This is a genomic window from Streptomyces sp. RP5T, from assembly GCF_003933965.1.
Taxonomy (GTDB): Bacteria; Actinomycetota; Actinomycetes; order Streptomycetales; family Streptomycetaceae; genus Streptomyces.
This window is the reverse complement of sequence record NZ_RSAJ01000033.1, coordinates 13,797-31,052: the sequence shown is the minus strand read 5'-3', so window position 1 is coordinate 31,052 and position 17,256 is coordinate 13,797. Positions and strand designations below refer to the sequence as shown.

General features: G+C 69.1%; 20 protein-coding genes and 2 tRNA genes. 4 read left to right on the top strand and 18 right to left on the bottom strand.

All coding sequences use genetic code 11. The features are described from left to right. The first annotated feature begins 90 nt into the window (after nucleotides 1-90). Nucleotides 91-1,149 (top strand): hypothetical protein, encoded by a 1,059-nt coding sequence (locus EHS43_RS06120; protein WP_185806128.1) that lies wholly within the window; start codon nucleotides 91-93, stop codon nucleotides 1,147-1,149. A 227-nt stretch (nucleotides 1,150-1,376) separates the two neighbouring features. Here the strand turns inward: EHS43_RS06120 and EHS43_RS06115 are convergent, their stop codons facing one another. Next, entirely contained in the window at nucleotides 1,377-1,736 is a 360-nt protein-coding gene (locus tag EHS43_RS06115) for a hypothetical protein (protein ID WP_125189504.1), read from the bottom strand. A 41-nt stretch (nucleotides 1,737-1,777) separates the two neighbouring features. On the opposite strand from EHS43_RS06115, the gene EHS43_RS06110 reads away from it, so the two are divergent. Beyond that, the gene (locus EHS43_RS06110) at nucleotides 1,778-2,077 is read left to right on the top strand and encodes a DUF6207 family protein (RefSeq protein WP_260470402.1); all 300 of its coding nucleotides are present in this window, start codon (nucleotides 1,778-1,780) and stop codon (nucleotides 2,075-2,077) included. 126 nt (nucleotides 2,078-2,203) lie between these two features. Here the strand turns inward: EHS43_RS06110 and EHS43_RS06105 are convergent, their stop codons facing one another. The 4 genes from EHS43_RS06105 to lexA all read right to left on the bottom strand — a co-directional run bounded on the left by EHS43_RS06105 (nucleotide 2,204) and on the right by lexA (nucleotide 4,447). Then, nucleotides 2,204-2,947 (bottom strand): SOS response-associated peptidase, encoded by a 744-nt coding sequence (locus tag EHS43_RS06105; RefSeq protein ID WP_125189503.1) that lies wholly within the window; start codon nucleotides 2,945-2,947, stop codon nucleotides 2,204-2,206. Between the two features lie 78 nt (nucleotides 2,948-3,025). After that, the gene (locus EHS43_RS06100; protein ID WP_125189502.1) at nucleotides 3,026-3,469 is read right to left on the bottom strand and encodes a hypothetical protein; all 444 of its coding nucleotides are present in this window, start codon (nucleotides 3,467-3,469) and stop codon (nucleotides 3,026-3,028) included. 178 nt (nucleotides 3,470-3,647) lie between these two features. Further along, nucleotides 3,648-3,724, bottom strand: a tRNA-Trp gene (locus EHS43_RS06095). Nucleotides 3,725-3,781: 57 nt separating this feature from the next. Next, nucleotides 3,782-4,447, bottom strand: coding sequence for a transcriptional repressor LexA (gene lexA / locus EHS43_RS06090; RefSeq protein ID WP_125189501.1), 666 nt, complete (start codon nucleotides 4,445-4,447; stop codon nucleotides 3,782-3,784). 182 nt (nucleotides 4,448-4,629) lie between these two features. On the opposite strand from lexA, the gene EHS43_RS06085 reads away from it, so the two are divergent. Beyond that, a complete protein-coding gene (locus tag EHS43_RS06085; RefSeq protein WP_221740722.1) occupies nucleotides 4,630-5,016 on the top strand; it encodes an HIT family protein in 387 nt (128 codons plus the stop codon). Between the two features lie 3 nt (nucleotides 5,017-5,019). Here the strand turns inward: EHS43_RS06085 and EHS43_RS06080 are convergent, their stop codons facing one another. The 11 genes from EHS43_RS06080 to EHS43_RS06030 form a co-directional block, all read right to left on the bottom strand. Next, nucleotides 5,020-6,120 carry a glycosyltransferase gene (locus EHS43_RS06080; protein ID WP_125189500.1) on the bottom strand — a complete coding sequence of 367 codons (1,101 nt, stop codon included), beginning with the start codon at nucleotides 6,118-6,120 and terminating at the stop codon, nucleotides 5,020-5,022. A gap of 101 nt (nucleotides 6,121-6,221) precedes the next feature. Next, nucleotides 6,222-6,296, bottom strand: a tRNA-Thr gene (locus tag EHS43_RS06075). A gap of 190 nt (nucleotides 6,297-6,486) precedes the next feature. Continuing rightward, on the bottom strand, nucleotides 6,487-8,064 hold the full coding sequence (locus tag EHS43_RS06070) for an aminoacyl--tRNA ligase-related protein (protein WP_260470401.1): 1,578 nt from the start codon (nucleotides 8,062-8,064) through the stop codon (nucleotides 6,487-6,489). A 70-nt stretch (nucleotides 8,065-8,134) separates the two neighbouring features. Then, on the bottom strand, nucleotides 8,135-9,244 hold the full coding sequence (locus EHS43_RS06065; RefSeq protein ID WP_125189498.1) for a glycosyltransferase family 4 protein: 1,110 nt from the start codon (nucleotides 9,242-9,244) through the stop codon (nucleotides 8,135-8,137). Continuing rightward, nucleotides 9,241-9,975: a WbqC family protein gene (locus EHS43_RS06060; RefSeq protein WP_125189497.1), complete on the bottom strand. Its 735-nt coding sequence runs from the start codon at nucleotides 9,973-9,975 to the stop codon at nucleotides 9,241-9,243. The genes EHS43_RS06065 and EHS43_RS06060 overlap by 4 nt, the downstream gene beginning before the upstream one ends. Next, the gene (locus EHS43_RS06055) at nucleotides 9,972-10,694 is read right to left on the bottom strand and encodes a PIG-L deacetylase family protein (RefSeq protein ID WP_260470400.1); all 723 of its coding nucleotides are present in this window, start codon (nucleotides 10,692-10,694) and stop codon (nucleotides 9,972-9,974) included. Before EHS43_RS06055 ends, EHS43_RS06060 begins: the two co-directional genes overlap by 4 nt. A 4-nt stretch (nucleotides 10,695-10,698) precedes the next feature. Continuing rightward, the gene (gene dcd, locus EHS43_RS06050; protein WP_125189496.1) at nucleotides 10,699-11,226 is read right to left on the bottom strand and encodes a dCTP deaminase; all 528 of its coding nucleotides are present in this window, start codon (nucleotides 11,224-11,226) and stop codon (nucleotides 10,699-10,701) included. Further along, the gene (locus EHS43_RS06045) at nucleotides 11,223-11,768 is read right to left on the bottom strand and encodes a 2'-deoxycytidine 5'-triphosphate deaminase (protein ID WP_125189495.1); all 546 of its coding nucleotides are present in this window, start codon (nucleotides 11,766-11,768) and stop codon (nucleotides 11,223-11,225) included. Before EHS43_RS06045 ends, dcd begins: the two co-directional genes overlap by 4 nt. After that, nucleotides 11,765-12,580, bottom strand: coding sequence for a TauD/TfdA family dioxygenase (locus tag EHS43_RS06040; protein ID WP_125189494.1), 816 nt, complete (start codon nucleotides 12,578-12,580; stop codon nucleotides 11,765-11,767). The genes EHS43_RS06045 and EHS43_RS06040 overlap by 4 nt, the downstream gene beginning before the upstream one ends. After that, nucleotides 12,577-13,758, bottom strand: a complete 1,182-nt coding sequence (locus EHS43_RS06035; RefSeq protein ID WP_125189493.1) for a metallophosphoesterase — start codon at nucleotides 13,756-13,758, stop codon at nucleotides 12,577-12,579. The genes EHS43_RS06040 and EHS43_RS06035 overlap by 4 nt, the downstream gene beginning before the upstream one ends. Next, the gene (locus EHS43_RS06030; protein WP_125189492.1) at nucleotides 13,758-14,393 is read right to left on the bottom strand and encodes an rRNA adenine N-6-methyltransferase family protein; all 636 of its coding nucleotides are present in this window, start codon (nucleotides 14,391-14,393) and stop codon (nucleotides 13,758-13,760) included. The genes EHS43_RS06035 and EHS43_RS06030 overlap by 1 nt, the downstream gene beginning before the upstream one ends. A 535-nt stretch (nucleotides 14,394-14,928) precedes the next feature. Between EHS43_RS06030 and EHS43_RS06025 the strand changes: the two genes are divergently transcribed. Continuing rightward, complete coding sequence (locus tag EHS43_RS06025) at nucleotides 14,929-15,477, top strand: hypothetical protein (RefSeq protein ID WP_125189491.1); 549 nt, start codon at nucleotides 14,929-14,931, stop codon at nucleotides 15,475-15,477. On the opposite strand, the gene EHS43_RS06020 is transcribed toward EHS43_RS06025, so the two are convergent. Further along, nucleotides 15,434-16,225 (bottom strand): IS5 family transposase, encoded by a 792-nt coding sequence (locus EHS43_RS06020; protein WP_125189490.1) that lies wholly within the window; start codon nucleotides 16,223-16,225, stop codon nucleotides 15,434-15,436. The two genes, EHS43_RS06025 and EHS43_RS06020, sit on opposite strands and share 44 nt — an antisense overlap. 519 nt (nucleotides 16,226-16,744) lie before the next feature. Beyond that, nucleotides 16,745-17,107, bottom strand: a complete 363-nt coding sequence (locus EHS43_RS06015) for a hypothetical protein (protein WP_125189489.1) — start codon at nucleotides 17,105-17,107, stop codon at nucleotides 16,745-16,747. Between the last annotated feature and the right edge of the window lie 149 nt (nucleotides 17,108-17,256).

Sequence of the window (17,256 nt, the reverse complement as noted above, 5' to 3'; positions counted from 1 at the left end):
CCCCTATGCCGATCTGCAGCCGGCCGGGACCCGCTCCGCGGACCTGCGCCGGCTCGGCCACCGAAGCCAGGGAAGCGCAGGGTGATCATGATGAGCGGCCGCCGAATCCTCCGCCTGGCCTTCGACCTGTCCCCCGACGCCGACGCGGAACTCCCCGAACGGCTGCGCCGCCTGCTGGAGGACTTCACCCCCCGCGTGGAGATGCTCGAGGGCGGTGCCCTCCTCGATCTCACCGGGGCGATGCGGTGGTGGCAGCGCGATGCCCGCGGCATCACCGAACTCGTCCAGCTCCGGACGCTGGCCTACTTCGGGGTGTGCAGTTCGGCGGGCGTGGCCGGCACCCCGATGCTCGCCACCATGGCCTGCGCCCTCACCCCGCTCGGCCGGCGCACCGTCATCGACGACTCCCCCGAGGCGATCGCCGCGTTCCTGCGGCCCCGGCCCGTACGGGAACTGCCCGGCGTAGGCGCGAAAACGGCCAGACTGCTGGGCGAGTACGGCCTGCACACCGTGGGCGACGTCGCCGACGTCCCCCAGCACACCCTCCAGCGCATCCTCGGTGCCCGCGCCGGCCGCGCCCTCCACGAACACGCCCGCGGCCACGACACCACGGTCGTCGACCCCACCCCGGCCCCCGCGAGCATCAGCAGCGAACACCGCTTTGCCCGGGACGAACTCGATCCCGCCGAACACCGACGCGCCCTGCTCGCCCTCGCCGACGACCTCGGTGCCCGCCTGCGCGCCACCAGCCAGATCGCCACGGGCGTGACCTGCACGATCCGCTACGCCGACGGCAGCGCCACCCGCCGCAGCCGGACCCTGCCCGAAGCCACCCAGCACACCGTTGTCCTGGCCCGGACCGCCTATGGGGTGTACGACTCCCTCGGGCTCCAGCGCGCCCGGGTACGCGGCATCGCCTTGCGCGCCGATGCGCTTCGGCCCGCCGCCCGGACCACCCGGCAGCTCGCCCTCGACGCAGGCGACGACAAACCCCTTGCCCTTGAAGCCGTCGCCGACCGCGCCCGCGCCCGCTACGGGCACCAGGTGCTCTACCCGGCTGCCCTCGCCGTCAGCCGCCGGGCCTCGTCAATCCGGCAGCGGGACCGAGGCGGCCGTGCAGAGGACGCGCGCGGCCGTCGTGCGACATAAGCGCGACAGCGGTAGGCGATGGTGGGCACCCCTTTGCCGGGAAGCGCCGATGATTCAGGACGGATATCGGGACCTGCGCGTCCCTGACGACAGCGGACGACCGGCACGCGAGGAAATCGCTCGGCCGATCTACGTATTCGACGCGATCGCGGATGAGCGCCGCACCCGCGCCGACTACCTCCAGGTCGCCGACCACGTGCTCGCAGTCCTCGCCCGGCGCGGTCTCCTCAAGGCAGCGGCAACTGACCGAGCGGCCGACGGTGGTCGGCCTGTGCCTCCAGCAGAGCGGCCACGTCCGGCCCCCTCGTGAAGACGGGGCCTTCCCAGCCTTCTGGAACGGGCGCAGGGTCAAGACGCACCCGGGTGCCATGGGCGCTGGCGGCGTCGAGGAGAGCTTGCAGCATGTCCAGCCCGTCCAGATCGAGGGCGCCAAGGCGCGCCTGCCACGTCTTCGTGGTGTCGTCGAACGATGCGATCGTGCGGAGCCGGTTCAGCTGCGCTTTCCATTGCGGATCGGCGGCTGGTGCCGCCCAGATGGTGACCTGTAACACCCATGCTTGGTCAGGGGAGTTCGGTGAACTGGTCATGCCCTGACGGTAGATGCCGGCACTGACAGTGCCCCGGTTGGGTGAATCCGCGCCTGGCGCAGAACCTCCGCCGTGCCGAGCACGTACTGACAGACGTGAATCCGATCCGAGAAGCTCACCTGTCCGAACCGGGCCTGCTCGTCATCGACGTGGCGGGTTGCGACGATGCCACCGTTCTCGCCTTTCACGCGGCGATCGCCCGCATGTGGGCGACGACGGCCGCCGAGCCCACCACCCGGGATGCCGGACAGCCAGGTGTGCGGCTGCGGATGTATGCCGACCTGCGCCAGGTGTCCGACGAACGCTTCTCACCGGAGCGGGCGCGCGGGAGCACAAAGTGAGGCTGGCTCCGTCGCTACGGGGGAGAGCGACGGAGCCAGCCTGCGTCAACCCTGCCACACCTGCCCGCACCGCGCTCGTTATCCGCGCGAACTCGCCTGTACGCGGCGCGCAAGGGCCGGCAGGCGTCACGCGGGGTGTTCGTCGAGGAGCTGGGGCCCGTTGTTACGGACGTTGTTGATGGCGGTGGAGACGGGCCGGGCCTGCAGGTGGCCTTCGGCCGGCTGGCCGAGCAGGGCCCGCAGCTCGTCGGGGTCCTGGTGGGTGGGGTCGAGCCAGGCGTCGTAGTGGTCGGGTGTGAGGGCGAGCGGCATGCGAGGGTGGACGCGGCCGGCCGCATCGGTGGCTTCGGTGGTGATGATGGTGCAGGTCATCAACCAGGCGGCCGGGTCGTCGTCCTGCTTCACGGCCGGGTCGCGCCAGTACTCGTACAGACCGGCCAGGGCCATCACCTGCTCGTCCTCGGGATGGATGAAGTACGGCTGCTTGCGGACCTTGCCGGTGCCGGGGTCCTTGATCTGCTCCCACTCGAAGAAGCCGTCGGCGGGCAAAAGGCAACGGCGCCGCGCGAAGGCGCGGCGGTAGGCGGGCTTCTCGTGCACTGTCTCCACCCGCGCGTTGATCATTCGGGCGCCGATCTTCACGTCTTTCGCCCACGACGGCACCAGGCCCCAGCGCAGTGGTCGCAGCTCCCGCTGCACCTTGTCGCTGTCGTCTTCGCCGCGGGGTGAGCGCTCCAGGACCGCCCACACGTCGTTGGTCGGGGCGACGTTCCAGTTCGGCGCGAGCGTCTCCTTCGCCGGGACGTCGGGCACCTGGAAGAGCGGGGCCAGTTCCTGCGGGCTGCGAGTGGATGCGTATCGACCACACATACAGCCACTCTGGCACTATCAGGAGACGATCTGGCGTCGAACCGTAAGCATGTGCCGCGACTGGTTGAAGAGCAGTAGTCAAGAGTTGTGGATGGGGCCTTTCGGCGCGGTGATCTCGGCCGCTGCGAGCCGGGCATCTTTGCGCACCCGTGGGTCGGGGTGGTGGAGGAACGACTCGATCAGCGGCCGGGCCCGCAGGTCGTGAGTGGCGCCGAGGACGTAGAGGGCGTATTCGAGGAGCTCGTGTTCCATCGTCGGCATGGCGTTCACCAGCGGTTCGACGAGGTCCAGGGGCAGGCGGTGGTGGTTGAAGGCCTCACTGATCGAGTTCAGGGCGGACTCGCGAACCTTGGTTTCCGGTTCGATGATGGCCAGGCTGACCAGGCGTCCGACGACCAGGCAGGCGGTGTCCGTGTCGAGCGCGGTGCCGCGCAGGAGGTCCCCGAGGACTGCAGCGGCAACGTCCCGACGGTTCGGATCGCGGTCGGTCAACGCGTCAAGCGCCGCGAACATGTCCTTCACGCCGCCCCCTCGGACCGCTCGGATGCCGTTCTCAAAGTGTTCCCCGGCGCGGACCAGGGGGACCAGGTGAGCTCGCGTGATCGCGCGCCACCGCGCCTGGGCGGACTCGACCAGTTTGACCAGCGCTGCCGGGTCTGACAGTGGCGTGCGGGCTGTGTACGGCCCGCTCGCCGACGTCTGGCAGGGGCGGCAGGACTCGAACCTGCGGCATCCGGTTTTGGAGACCGGCGCTCTGGCCAGCTGAGCTACGCCCCTTCGGTAGGTGACAGCTTGGCATGACCAACCGGTCCACATCCACGGGATTTCTGCCGCTCAGAGAAGCCGTAGAACGCCGACGACCTTGCCGAGGATCCGTGCGCCATCACCGGGGATCGGTTCGAAGGACGGGTTGCGTGGCATCAGCCACACCTGTCCGTCCTGCCGTTTCAAGACCTTCACGGTGGCCTCGTCATCCAAAAGTGCGGCGACGATGTCGCCGTTGTCGGCGCTGTCCTGGCGGCGTACGGTCACGACGTCGCCGTCGCAGATCGCTGCATTGATCATGGAGTCGCCGGACACGGTCAGGGCGAACAGGTCGCCGTCGCCTACGACCTGGCGCGGCAAGGAGTAAACGTCCTCGACCATCTCGTCGGCGAGTAGGGGTGCGCCGGCGGCGATCCGGCCGACGAGTGGCACGTCCACGGGGGCATGACCTCGTCCTCCGAGGTCGGGTGCCCACGACGGCCGTACGCGGTAGGCGCGGGGACGGTGGGGGTCACGGTAGAGGACGCCCTTGCGTTCGAGAGCCATCAGTTGGTAGGCGACCGAGGATGTGCTGGCGAGCTCCACAGCCTGGCCGATCTCCCGCATCGACGGCGGGTACCCCTGCCGTAGGACTGCCTCGGCGATGCATCGGACGATCGCCGCCTGGCGGTTCGTCAACTCCCCCTCGGCAGTCCGGATACCCGGCGGGCGGCCTCGGCGTGCAGTGTTCTCCATCCGGGGCACCTCCGTACAAGATCTCTCAGAGCGTGACGATAACCCGCCACCTTTCAAAAATGGAACACTGTTTCGAGGTTCCTGCTCTGGCAGGACGTGGTTTTCTTGGTCAGCAGTGGGACAGCAGAGGCTGACGGTAATCTGGCGGCCCCATTACCGCGTGAATCGGAAAGTGACTCACTGTGACCTCTGCTGCCGCGCCCGCCGCGATCTCAGACTTCTACTGCCACCAGGCCATTCCTGGGCTGGCAGACATCGACGTCGTGACGGAGACGGACAGGGTGTTGGCGTTTCACCACACCAAGCCATCGCATCCAGTGCACATCGTGGTCGTGCCCAAGGTGCACATCCCGTCCCTGGTAGACCTCGGGGACAACGCCGACCTCCTCCATGAGGTCATGGAGGTCGTGCGGGAAGTCGCGGGGAAGGTGAGGGCCGAGCACGGCGCCGCTTCGATCACCACGAACGAGGGCCTGTACCAGGAGTCGAAGCACATGCACTGGCACGTCTATCACCGGGGTGAGACGCAGAGGGAGATCCTGGCGATGTACGGGCACCACGACGGCTGAGCGCTACGGGTTGCGGGTGCGCCGCGGCCTGGCCACCGCCAGGGTCTCGTTGGCGACCAGGCCGGCGGCGCGGTGGATCTCTGCAGGGTCGGGCTGTTGGATTTCGCCGGACTCCGCGGCCAGACGCAGGCACGCGTCGGTCAGTTTGGTTCCGTCCGTCAGGTCTTCGTGGTCGGGGATGACGAGGCATCGGCCGGGGTGGCGGCTGGCGTAGTCGTGGGCGTTGTCGAGCTGGTCGCCGCGGCTGACGGAGGCAGGCAGAGGGATGAGTACGGCCGGTTTGCTGAGGGCTTCGATCTCGGCGAGGGTTGTTGCCCCCGCGCGACCGATGACGAGGTCGGCCAGCCACAGCGCGTCGGTCATCTCTTCGTGGAGATACTCCACTTGCCGGTAGTTCTCGACGGACTTCAGGGCGGGGTCGAGGTTTCCCGTGCCGCAGACGTGAATGACCGAGAACCGTGCGCAGAGATTGTTCAGTTGGCTGCGGACCGCCTCGTTGATGCGCGTGGAGCCCTGGCTTCCGCAGAAGATCAGCAGAACTGGAACGTGCGGCTTGAGGCCCAAGTGCTGGCGCAGTTGCTCCGGGTTGCCGTCGGCGAGGTCGTGGCGCAGTGGAAGCCCGGTGACGACGGTCTTCCGGGTGAGCCAGCGGGGGGTGGCGGAGGAAGACGGGACGGACAGGCAGACCCGGGCGGCCATGCGGGCGAGGATCGTGTTCGCCAGGCCCAGGGAGTGGTCCGACTCGTGAATGACCAGGGGCACCCGGCAGAGCCAGGCCGCCACGCCCACGGGGACGGTTACGTAGCCGCCTTTACTGATGAGGACATCCGGGCGTTCGTGCCGCATGGCTTTGACAGCGGCGCCGATGCCGCGCAGCACCGTGAACGGCATGCGCAGGTTGCTCCACGAGCCGTAGCGCTTCAGCCCTGCTGATGGGACCGACCGGAAGGGTATATTCGCCTTCTTCGCGTATTCATGTTCGATGCTGTCCGGGCGGCCAAAAAAGACGAGTTCGTGTGTGCCGTCGTGCTTCAGCTGGGCTGCTACCGCGAGAGCGGGGACAACATGCCCGGCACTTCCGCCGCCGGTGATCCCGATTTTCATTCCACCGTATCCGGTTCGTTTGGTAGTGGTCTTTGAACGACTGGCCGCTGTGGCGAGCGCCGGGCCGCCAGCCGGTCATCAGGTGTCTGTGCTGCTGTAGTTGGTCGGGTCGGCCGGACTCGAACCGGCTCCGCGGCAATACTTTTGCCGTGCTCCGCCACTTGAGCTACGACCCGTCGGTACTACCCGAGATTAGATGCGAAGGGATCGGACAGTCAACGCGGCAAGAGTAATTGGCCCCGTTTTTCGGCCAGTTCGCTCGTGCGTTTCTGATGTGACTTTGAATTGTTTCCAGGCGTGCGAATTTGGATGATGCCGAAGCGGCTCGCGATGGCATCACCCGGACGTCCTTTTTCGGTGTATCGATTAGTGGGCGCCGCTGGAGAGGCTGGGGATCTGGCTGAGAGGCATCGGCTCTTGGCGGCCTGTCCATCGGTCGATGCACTCGACAGTGCCGTCGGTCTGCTGCGGGGAGAGGACCAGGGCGTGGGGTACACCGACCAGGCGGGCGTAGGCGAATTTCTCACCGGCTGCTTCAGGTCGGTCGTCGACGAGCAGGCGGATACCGTGCTGCTGGAGCTGACCGACGATTTGGTCGGTGCGCTGGCGCATCTCGGGAAGGTCGGCTCGCAGCACGATGAGGTGGAGATCTGCGGGGCCGCATCCTGGCTTCCACCGCAGGCCGTGGTGGTCGCGGTGGAGGTCTGCGAGGGTCTGCAGGCACCGGGTGATGCCGATACCGGAGCAGGCCATGTGGACGGGGCCGCGGCTGCCCTGGGCGTCGGGGACGGTGAGGCCCATGGGGGCGGAGTACTGGGTGCCGAGTTCAAAAACGTGGGCGACTTCGATGGTGCGGATCGTGTGGTAGCTGCCGTCGTCGCAGCGGCCGCACCCCATGCCTTCGGCGGCGCGGTGCAGGGGGGTGCCGTCCGGCGTGAGCGGGGGCAGGCCGGGTGCGCCGGCCCAGGACAGGTGCCGGCGCAGGCCGTCGGCTCCGTCGGAGATGGAGAAGTCGTCGAGTTGGGCGACGGAGGTGTCGAAGTAGAGCTCGGCGTGGGTGCAGTCCCAGGGCGTCAGGGTCCCCGCCTGTTTGCCGAACAGGCCCGGCAGCGCGTCGGCGTCCAGGAGGTCGACGCGCGCGGCGCAGGAGGCGGCGGCGAGTTTACGTGGGCTGACGTTGAGGTCTGAGCGGATGGCCACGGCCGCCGGAGCCGTGGAACCGTCCGGTCGGGTGAGGACGAAGGCGATGACGTTGACGACGGGGTCGTCGCAGGCCGTGGGTCGGCCGGAGATCACGGCCCCGTCGCCGCGGTGACCGCAGTGATCGCAGGCGAGGGTGCTGCTCTGCCCGATGTCGCCCAGGACGAGGTGTTCGGTAGAGGGGCCGGCGGCGATGGAGCCGCCGTCGGCGGTGGCCTGGAACACGCCGGTCAGGCCCATGCCCAGCAGGGCGGCGCGGCAGGCGGCGTTGAGGAAGTCGATCGAGGTGCGCATTCCTTCGGCGCTGGTGTCGAAGGTGTAGGCGTCGCCCATGACGAACTCGCGGCCGCGCATGAGGCCGCCGCGTGGGGAGAGTTCGTCGCGGAATTTGGCGGTGCTGAGGTAGAGGCGTACGGGCAGGTCGCGGTGGGAGCGCAGGTGCTCGCGTACGGTGGCGACCGCGATCTCCTCGGAGGTCGGGGCCAGGCACATGTCTTCGCCGCTGCGGCTGCGGGTGGTCAGTAGCGCGCCCTCGGCCTGGTAGACGTCCCAGCGGCCCGACTCCTCCCACAGGGTGCGGCTTTGCAGGGTGGGGAAGGCGACGGTGTTCGCGCCGCGGTCCTCAAAGGCGTCGCGGGCGATGCGAGAGAGGCGGTCATGGACACGCAGGCCGAGCGGCAGGAGGGCGTGGACGCCGGTGGCGGCAGTCCGGCCGACGAAGCCGAGGCTCTCGAGCAGGTTCATTGTCGTCAGCGCGGGATTGACGGCCCGGGGCCGCACGGGGGGCCATAACTGGCTGGTGTACAGCGGAGTGTCAGGCATGTGCGGGTCCCATCACCTTGGTCGTGAGTGCATGCAATTGCCGTGTGGTCGTGGCGATGTCGTGGCGGCGTGCGTTGGCGGTCGCGGCCGTACGCAGTGCCTGGCGTGCTTCGGGGGCGTCGGCGATCTGGTCGATGGCGGCGGCCAGGGCGGATGGGTCGCCGGCGGTGTAGGGCAGGGCGCCGGAGCCGAGGGTGTCGCGCAGTCCGGGCAGGTCGCTGAACAGGACGGGCAGGCCGTGGGCCTGTGCCTCGACGCCGACCAGCCCGAACGCCTCCAGTTGGCGGGTGGTGAAGAGCAAGGCGTCGAAGTCGGCGAATCGCGTCCACAGGTCCTCGCGCGACAGGAATGGGATGAACTGAACGCGGCCGGTGAGGCCGAGTTCGCTGGCCCGCACGGTCAGAGCAGGCAGTTCGCTGCCACTGCCGATGACGGTCAGGTGGTGGTCGTGGCGGGTCAGCGCCAGCGCCTCGACCGCGGTGACGGTGGATTTGTTGGGGTCCAGACGGCCAGCGTGCAGCAGCCGCAGCCTTGGTCCGTCGGTGGGCTGGACTGTGGGCGCGGCAGGCAGGGGGATACCCCATGGGATGATCACGAGCCGGTCGGTGAACTGCCCGCCGGTGAGGGCCTTGACCTGCTCGGCCATGGCCTCGTTGGGCACGACCACAGCCGCGCTCGCCGTGACGATCTCGACGAGTGCCGCGCGGGCCTGCTCACTGTCCGCGGCGGCGATGACGTCGGTTCCGTGGGCGATGGAAATCACTGGTGTGCCGCGGACGGCCCGGGCGAAGGCGAGTGACAGGCCGAATCCCAGATGCTGGGCGTGGATCACGTCAGCTCGTCGGGTGCGCAGGATCTTCTCGACTTCGCAGGTCAGCTCCGCCGTATACGTATCGAACTGCGGCCCGTACGGAGCTTTCACCGTGGTGAGGGTGCGCGTCTGTTCGAAGTTGTGCTTCCAGGTGCCGGAGCCGGGCAGCGCCAGGAAGGTGGCCTGGAAGTGCGGTGACAGCCGTTGGTAGACGTCGCTCGCCCAGATGGTGGAGCCGCAGGACGGCTCCAGGGGCAGGTCGATGCCGGTGATGATGCGGGGGCGGGTCATCGGGGCTCTCCCCGTGGTGAGGTGGACTGGTACGCGGTGAAGGCGGCGCGCAGCATGACGGCAAGGCCGGCCCAGCCCACCGCGCAGGCCGCGTCGATGACCGACAGGCCCGGGGCAAAGCCCTGCCGGGGCCAGGCCTGGGTGTAGTTGGGGTGGCGGGCGGTGAACTCGTTCCAGGTGACAGAGATGTCGTGCTGGGCGAGCGCGGAAGTGTCGAGGTACTGGCGGGTGCCCGAGCCGGCCCACAGCTGCTGCTCGCCGGTGTGGGCGCAGATGTGGGCCAGGCGCTCGTTCTTGTCGGCGGTGTCGGGGATGGGCATCTCGGAGGTCAGGCGCAGCGTGCTCTGCGCGCCCAAGACGACGGCGAGTTGTGTCACCAGGTCGAGGTTGAGGTCGACCAGCCAGCGGTGGCCCGCCGACAGTGGTGGGGCGATCACCTGGAGGGCTTCCTCCAGGTGCGGGGTGCGGGCGTAGGCGAGGCGGAGGGCCTTGAGCATGGTGGTGGGGTTGAAGCTGTCGGCGATCTGCGTCTCGCGCAGAAGCTGCCCGTGGCGGCGTGCGACGGGCACGGTGACCCAGGTGACGCCGTGGGCGGTCTTGATGCGGTTGCGGTTCTGCCAGCCGCGCTCGGTGAACTGCACCGTGTCGTACAGGGCGACGGTGCTGCAGCCGATCAGCGCCTCACAGAACCCGAGCCAGGGCAGGAACGGCGGCTGTTCGATGTAGATCACGGGCACTCCTCTTCCGCCGAATCCGAGGGCGGGTGCAGCAGGGTGAGCAAAGGGGTCTCGAAGGCTTCGAAGGGGCGGCCCAGCACGGCTGCGGCAGGCCGCAGCCGCCAGCCGGCGTCGGCCGCGCGGTGCCGGGTGTAGTCCTCGCTGAGGTACCAGCGGCCGCCTTGGCTCTGATGCCGGGACAAGGCGAGGACCTTCTCGTCGAGGAAGGGCCTGATGTCGACGAGGACGGTGGGACGGAAGCCGCTGCGGGGCGCGTGCGGCTGGCCGTAGAGCACGGTGTGGCAGGAGGCCACGCGGGTGGCGGCGTTGGAGGCGGCCTTGCCGAGTGCCAGATGGTCCTGGTGGTCGTTGGCCGCCGTCGGGCTGTGAGTGATCAGCGTCGTGCAGCCGAGGCGGACCAGTTCGCCTTCCACCCGCGAGATCAGGTCGCGGTCGGCGCGCAGCGCCCCGTCCGTCACCTCGAGACAGGTGACCTCGGCGCCCGTTCCGTGCCAGGCCTGGCGGACCTCGTGCCAGCGGACCTGCGGAGCGAGGCTGAAGCCGCGGGCGGCGTCGGCGAGGGAGACACCACTGGCACCGCGGCTGGCCATCACCACGGTCACCGCGGCGCCGAGTTGCAGGTAGCGGCGCAGCGTTCCGTACGCCATCAGTTCGGCGTCGTCGGGGTGGGCGATCACCGCGACGACACGCTCGTCCTCCTGTGTGAGGGGCACCGGGTCACCGCCCCCGGAAGTCACGGTGGAGCTGTGAGGGCATCGGAAGTTCGCCGGTTGCCTGGTATTTGCCGCAGTACAGCTCGATATCTCCCTTGACCTGCCAGAACGTCACTTGGGCGACACGTAGGCGCGGGTAGATACGCACGGGTTGTACGGCGTGGAGTTGCAGCGTGAGATGGCCGTGCGAGCCGATGTCGATCAGGTCGGCGGTCACGTGGACGAACAGGCCCAGCCTGGCCATCGAGGAGCGGGCACGGATGATCGGCACGAAGACGTCGCTGCCGACCCGCTCCGCGGTGGACGCCAGGTAGATCCGCCCCGGGGAGAGCACCAGGCCTTCGGCCGGGATGGTGTGGTGTTCGAACGGGTTGTCACGGGCGCAGTCGAGATCCCGGCGGGTGTACCACCCGATGCTGGTGCCCAGGTGCAGGTCGTAGGAGTTGGGGCTGAGATGGCCGGGGTCGAAGGGATCGATGTCGATCTCTTTGGTGGTGACCCGGTGGTGGATCTCGGGGCCGGTGAGGATCACGCGGGAACCTCCGCTGTGCGCACATCCCCGGCGACCGCGCGCGGTGACCAGGCGGAGGGGATGCTGAGGTGCCCGTAGGTGCCGAGGTAGGGCATGGTCTGGCCGATCGGCTCCCAGAAGCTGACCTGGCCTGCCCTCATGCCCGGGTACACCCTCAGCGGCTGGACGACCACGATCTCCAGCGTCCACTGGTGCACGGAGCCCAGTTGGCCGAGATCGGCGGAGACCTGCAGAAAGCAGCCGAGACGGCCCAGGGAGGAGCGGCCGATCAGACTCGGCACGTAGCGGTGGCTGCCGATCCGCTCGATGGTCGCGCCGAGGTAGGTGATGCCCGGCTGCAGGACGTAGCCGTCGGCGGGTAGATCGATCGTGTCCAGCTGTGCCGGCTTGTGCGGGTCTGCCACCGGGCCCGTCTGCACCTTGAGCTGGGGTCCGAGGCGGTAGTTGACGCTGTTGGGGTTGATCATGTCGGCGTCGAACGGGTCGAAAGTGATCTCGTCACGCTCGACGGCTTCCTTGATGGCGGAGCCGGTCAGAATCACCGGGCACCCCCTGCCGCCGCGACGTAGGTCTGCTTCAGCAGGCGCCGCTCCTGCTGCGCAAGCCCGGCCTGGTTCCCGGCCAACGGCATCCGGCCGTGGGCGTACCGCCACTGGTCGAACACCAGCAGCTGCCCGGGGGCCAGACGCACCGTGGCACGGTGCTGGTAGGCGGCGTCCACCAGGCGTTCGAAGGCAGCAGCGATACGCGACGCCAGGGGGCCGTCGGTGTCGAGGAGCTCGCCGCGATGCAGGTGGGGCAGCATCTTGCTGGTGAACCGGATCGGGGCACGGCCGTCCAGATTCGGAGGCAGCACGGCGAACCGGGCCAGGCTCCTGCCGACGCCGTGCACCCCCTCATCGGAGAAGTAGCCGAAGACCGGGCGGCGCAGCAGGTCCTGGTCGGTGGCCGTGAGGGCTTCGGTGGCCGCCCACAGATCCGACAGGGCTGAGGCCCCGCCACCGTGGGGGTCGGCGCGGACGCAGTACAGGGCGATGTAGCGCGGGCTTTCTGCGCGGTCGACGAGGTCCACGTGGAGGCGGTTCTCTCCAGTGCCGTGGGTCCGGCCCGGGTCGACGGTGGTGCGTACGCTCAGATCGCTCCAGCAGCCGTCGTTGGGATAGACGCTCAGGACCGGGCCGAGCGAGGAGAGCAGCCCGAGCGCCAGCTCCAGGTTGCGCAGGTGATCGGTCGGGTCCGTGAAGCCGACGAGAGCACGGCCGTTGCCCCTCGTGCTGAGTTGGGCGGCGAACTCCCGGGGCGCCGTCGGGCCGTGGGTGACGGCAGGGGCATCCAGGACCAGCAGGTCGTTCATGACAGCTCCTGCAGGAGATCAGCGAGGACGCCGCGAAGGGTGCGCGGCGGGGTGAGAGACCGGGCCGGCAGATTCAGCCGGTCGGCGAGATAGCGGGTGGTCGCGACGGCACACTCGCCACTGGGCCTCAGGTGGGAAGCCTGGGCAGTGACGGGCTCCTCGCCCAGGGCACGCGCCTGGTCGCAGAGGGCCGCAAGGGTGTGCGCGCCGTCCAGGAGGACGAGGTCCGTGTCGAAGGGCGCGCAGTCGGCCAGAGATTGGCGTGTGACCTGGAGTGGCAGTCCGGTCCGGAAGCTGGCCAGGTTGAGGACGAACGCCTCGCTGCCGATGGCCGTTCGTGCCTGTTCGGTCGCGGCGCGTGCCACGTCCGTGCGGGACGGTAAGACGGCTGGAAGGTGTCCGAGCGTCGCCGACCCCCAGGCGTGGTACGCGGCCACGACGGGGTCCAGGCCGTCGGGCTGTGGAGGTTCGCTGGGGAAGGTCTCCACGGTGATCCGCGTGCTGCCGGGTTCCGCCACGTCGATTTGGACGAGGCCCAGCCCGTTTTCCGGCGCCTTGATCACATGACGTCCCTGGGACGACCAGTGGTACCAGGCACTGTGGCAGTGTCCGGAAACGACGATCGGCAGCGGCCAGCCCTTGTCCTGGTCGGCGATGTCGTGGACGAAGCCGCTGTGGCTGATGCCGATGACGACGTCAGCACCCGCTGCTGTCAGCCGGTCCCGTTCGCCGGCCAGGAGCGTCGCAGTCGGTTCGTGGAAGCTGAACCCGGATCGCTCTCGAAGCGGGATCGCCTCGAAAGCCTGCCGGCCGAGGTATCCGACGATCCCCAGGCGCTGTCCCCGCGCCTGGAGCACGATGCCGCTTTCCCAACGGCCGGCGAAGGCCTGCGGCGGCCGCACGTTGGCGCACACCACCGGCGGGAACGTCTCCGGACACTGAAGGCGCATGAGGTCGGCAACATCGTGGTTGCCCGGCACGAGCGCGTCGTACAGCTCTGTCAGAAGCCCTTGTTCGACGGAGCCTTGGGAGAACTCGTGGAAAGCGTTGCCGCCGAAGAAATCACCGGCGTCCACCACAAGGGCACCGTCGGCCCGCCGCTGGCGCAGTGCGGCCAGCAAGCCGCGCCCCTCGGGAACGGCGGAGTGAAAGTCGCTGGTAACGATCAGGGCGGGCACTATCCACGCCTCCGGATCGCGGCCACCCGCAGCGTTCCGGGAGCCTTCGGCCAGAACTCACCCCGGGAGATGCCGTCGATCTCCTCCCAGTGCAGGCCGTCATCCACCTTGGCGGTGATGCGGTCCTCCAGGGTGCGGCGCGGCACCACCACCACTCCGCGCGACACCTTGCGGGTGGCGGTGAACACGTGGAAGGCCAGCGCCGCTGACAGCTCCCAGTCAAAGGGCAGGATCGACACGAGTACGCTGCCCTCGTCCAGCCCGCGGTCCAAGTCGATGCCGCGCACGTCGCCGATCGTGATGCGGGCCCTCCGGCCGAAGGGCCGCAGCCGGTCCTGCAGAATCCCGCCGAGACGTACATCCTTCTCCACGGCCCAGATCCGGCAGCCGGAGGCCGCGACAGCCGCTGACAGCGTGCCCAGGCCTGCGCCCACTTCGAGGACTTGTGCTGCGGCGGTGAGTTCGGCGCACTCCAGCAGCCGTCGGGCGGTGTCCGCGGAGCGCAGGAAGTGCTGACCGAAGTCGGCACGCGTGGCGAACCCGCTCTGCGCAAGTATGTCGGCGGTGCTGGCAGCGCCGGCGTGTAAGAGGGGCGGCGCCTCCCCAACGTGGCGCGCCACCTGGTCGAAGGACATGGCAGGCACCCCCTTTCGTATGGCTCATGTGCCGCCTCATGTGCCGCGGCTCCACGAGAATCGCTCAACTGTCCGATCAGTTCGATGGCTTGGAAGGAGTCCCGCGGGAGTCCCGCAAACCCCCAAGGCGGTCACCGGCAGGCGGTGGTCGACGGCCGGGAGAGTGCGAAGACGAGCTCCGGGACGCGACACGCCGAGTTGCGGTACGACACGCCCTTCCTCCGTACGGTGGGGAGGCGAGCCGGCCGCGAACGACGGCTGCTTCCGACAGAGTCACGCCAGCGGTTGGGGCGGTCATTGCGCCTGATCAGAGATGGCATTGCGGCTTGCCGCAATGAACGCCATCAGTCTCCCGAGCGAGGTACGGGTCGGATACCGTGAGTGATTCCAGACCGGTTGAACGGGGATGCCATGGCTGCCTCAGACGCTGTTGTCTTTCCGAGTCTGACGGCTGCGTTTTCGCTGGTCAGGGGTAGGGGTGGCGGTGGTGTGGGAGTGATGGATCGTCGTTTCGTTGCTCCCGTGGAGGTCGCGGATGCCGTCGGTTGTCGGACTGCTGGAACAGCACGAGCTTGCCGCCCGTCGTCGTGTGGACGGGCTGCGCGAGGAGGCCGACCGGATCCAGGCCGAGCTCGCGACGGCCGAGCAGGAGTGGCTGGAGTGGACGATCGCCCGCGAGCGTGTCGGTGCGGTGCTGTCCGCGCAGGGCGGGAGTCCGGCTGACGTGGTGGTCGCCGACGTGCCGGGCGGTGCCGGGTCGCAAGTCGAGGTGCAGGCGTCACCGCTTGTGGCAGCGAAGTCGAAGTCGCAGGTTCCGGTGCGGCGGGAGGGGTTGGCCTGGGCGGCACTGTCGGCGGACTATCAGCGCATGCTGAGGGTGCTCGCGGATCGGGTCCGTCTCGGTCAGGGTCCGCTGACCTGCCAGGAGATGGCCTCCGTTTTCGGCATGGACGTGGTGCCGGCCAAGGTGGAGGCGCTGCGGTCGAAGGCGAAACGCCTGGTCGCGCGGGGCTGGCTGGCCGAGCCGGCGCCGGGCCGGTTCACGCTCGCGCAGAATGTGAGCGGGCCAGGCGGCGGGTCATGACCATGGTCATCGACCAGTAGATCATCGCCTCGGCGCTGGTGGTGCGGCGTTCGAAGTCGCGCGCCAGGCGGCGGGTGCGCATCAGGTGGGCGAAGAGACGCTCGACGATCCACCGCTTGGGCAGCACCACGAAGCCGCGCGTGTCGTCGTTGCGTTTGACGATCGCCAGGACCAAGGCGAGCGTGGCCAGGCAGTGCTCGACGAGGTTGCCGGTGTAGCCGCCGTCGGCCCAGACGAGTTCCAGCCGGTGGTGGGCGTCGGCCACCCTGGCTAGCAGAACCTTCGCGGCGGCGCGGTCACCGATGTCCGCGCTCGTGACCATCACGCCCAGCAGCAGGCCCAGGGTGTCGACCACGACGTGCCGCTTGCGGCCGTTGATCAGCTTGCCGCCGTCGAAGCCGCGGTTGTCGGCGCCGACAACGGCGTCCGCCTTGACGGACTGCGAGTCGATCACGCCGGCCGTCGGCTCCGCATCCCGGCCCGCCTTCTGGCGGACCCGGCCGCGCAGCCGGTCGTGGAACTCCCTGACCAGCACGTGGTCGCGCCAGCGGCGGAAGAACGCGTAGACCCGGTCCCACGGCGGGAAATCCACTGGCATCGCCCGCCACTTGACGCCGTTGTCCACGAGATAGCGGATCGCGTCCAGTATCGCCCGGTGGCAGTACGCCTCCGGCTGCCCGCCCCGGCCCCTCATCCAGCCCGGCACCGGCAGCAGCGGCCGGACCACGGCCCACTCCGCGTCCGTCATATCCGAGGGATACCGCCGAACACGTTCCGAGTGATCGGCCGCATTCCCGAACCGTTCTCCGTGAGCGCCAGGGCCCGGTCGGCCTCGGCCGCCTGCGCGCTCAGGGCCGTGCGGCGTTCTGCCAGCTCGTCGCGCTGGCCCTCCAGCCCCTGAAGTGGCTGGCCGACAGCGCGGCGCCGTAGGCCGCCCGTTGATGTCAGCCTGCCCAGCCGATATCGATCACCTCGACGCCGCCGGAGAAGGCGCTGAACCACACCCACGAGCGAGGCCAGAAAACCAGCGCAGCGTGCCAGCCGCCGGGCTGCGGCCATTCACGAACTCGCTGCCTTCGAGCTGCCGTACAACATCTTCACCGGCCGTTTCCGCGTGCCGAGCGAGAAGACCCTGCGTCGTCTCCTGGGCCTGCTCGACCCGGGCGAGACCAGCGTGGCGGGCTTCGCCTACCTCCGCCCGCTCCTCTCGCAAGCGACCTGCACCCCGCCCGGTCTCACCGGTGAGCGCGGCGCTGTTCCCGTTCGGTCAGCCCGTCAGGGATGAGTGGCACAGGACCACGACGGCCCCACCCCGCGCCGCCCGGCTCTGGCGGCGGACGGCAAATGCCTGCGAGGGGCCCGCCGACCCGACGGCAGCCGCCTGTTCGTACTGTCCGCGGTCCGCCACGGCGACGGCATCACCCTGGCCTCCGCGAGATCGGAGCGAAGACCAACGAAATACCATCCGGCGCCACCAGTGCACCGTGCGCTCCACCAACTCCCGGTCGGCGAGGGCCGGGTCGTTGTCGCGGACCTTGACGCGGAACAGCTCGCGGTACCGGGGGAACTTCGCGGCGACGTCAGCCGGGGCCATGGTGGAGCGGTCCACCTCGACCGTCAGCACCGGCACCCCGCCCGGACGCACCTTTCGCCGACCGCCCGGCAGCACGAACGGGAGAGTCCCGCGCCTTGGAATGAGGGAGCACCTCCTTCCCGCGACTGGCGGTCGCCCTGGCCGGCACTGCGGCCACCGGGGAGCGCTCAGCGGGGGCGGACTTG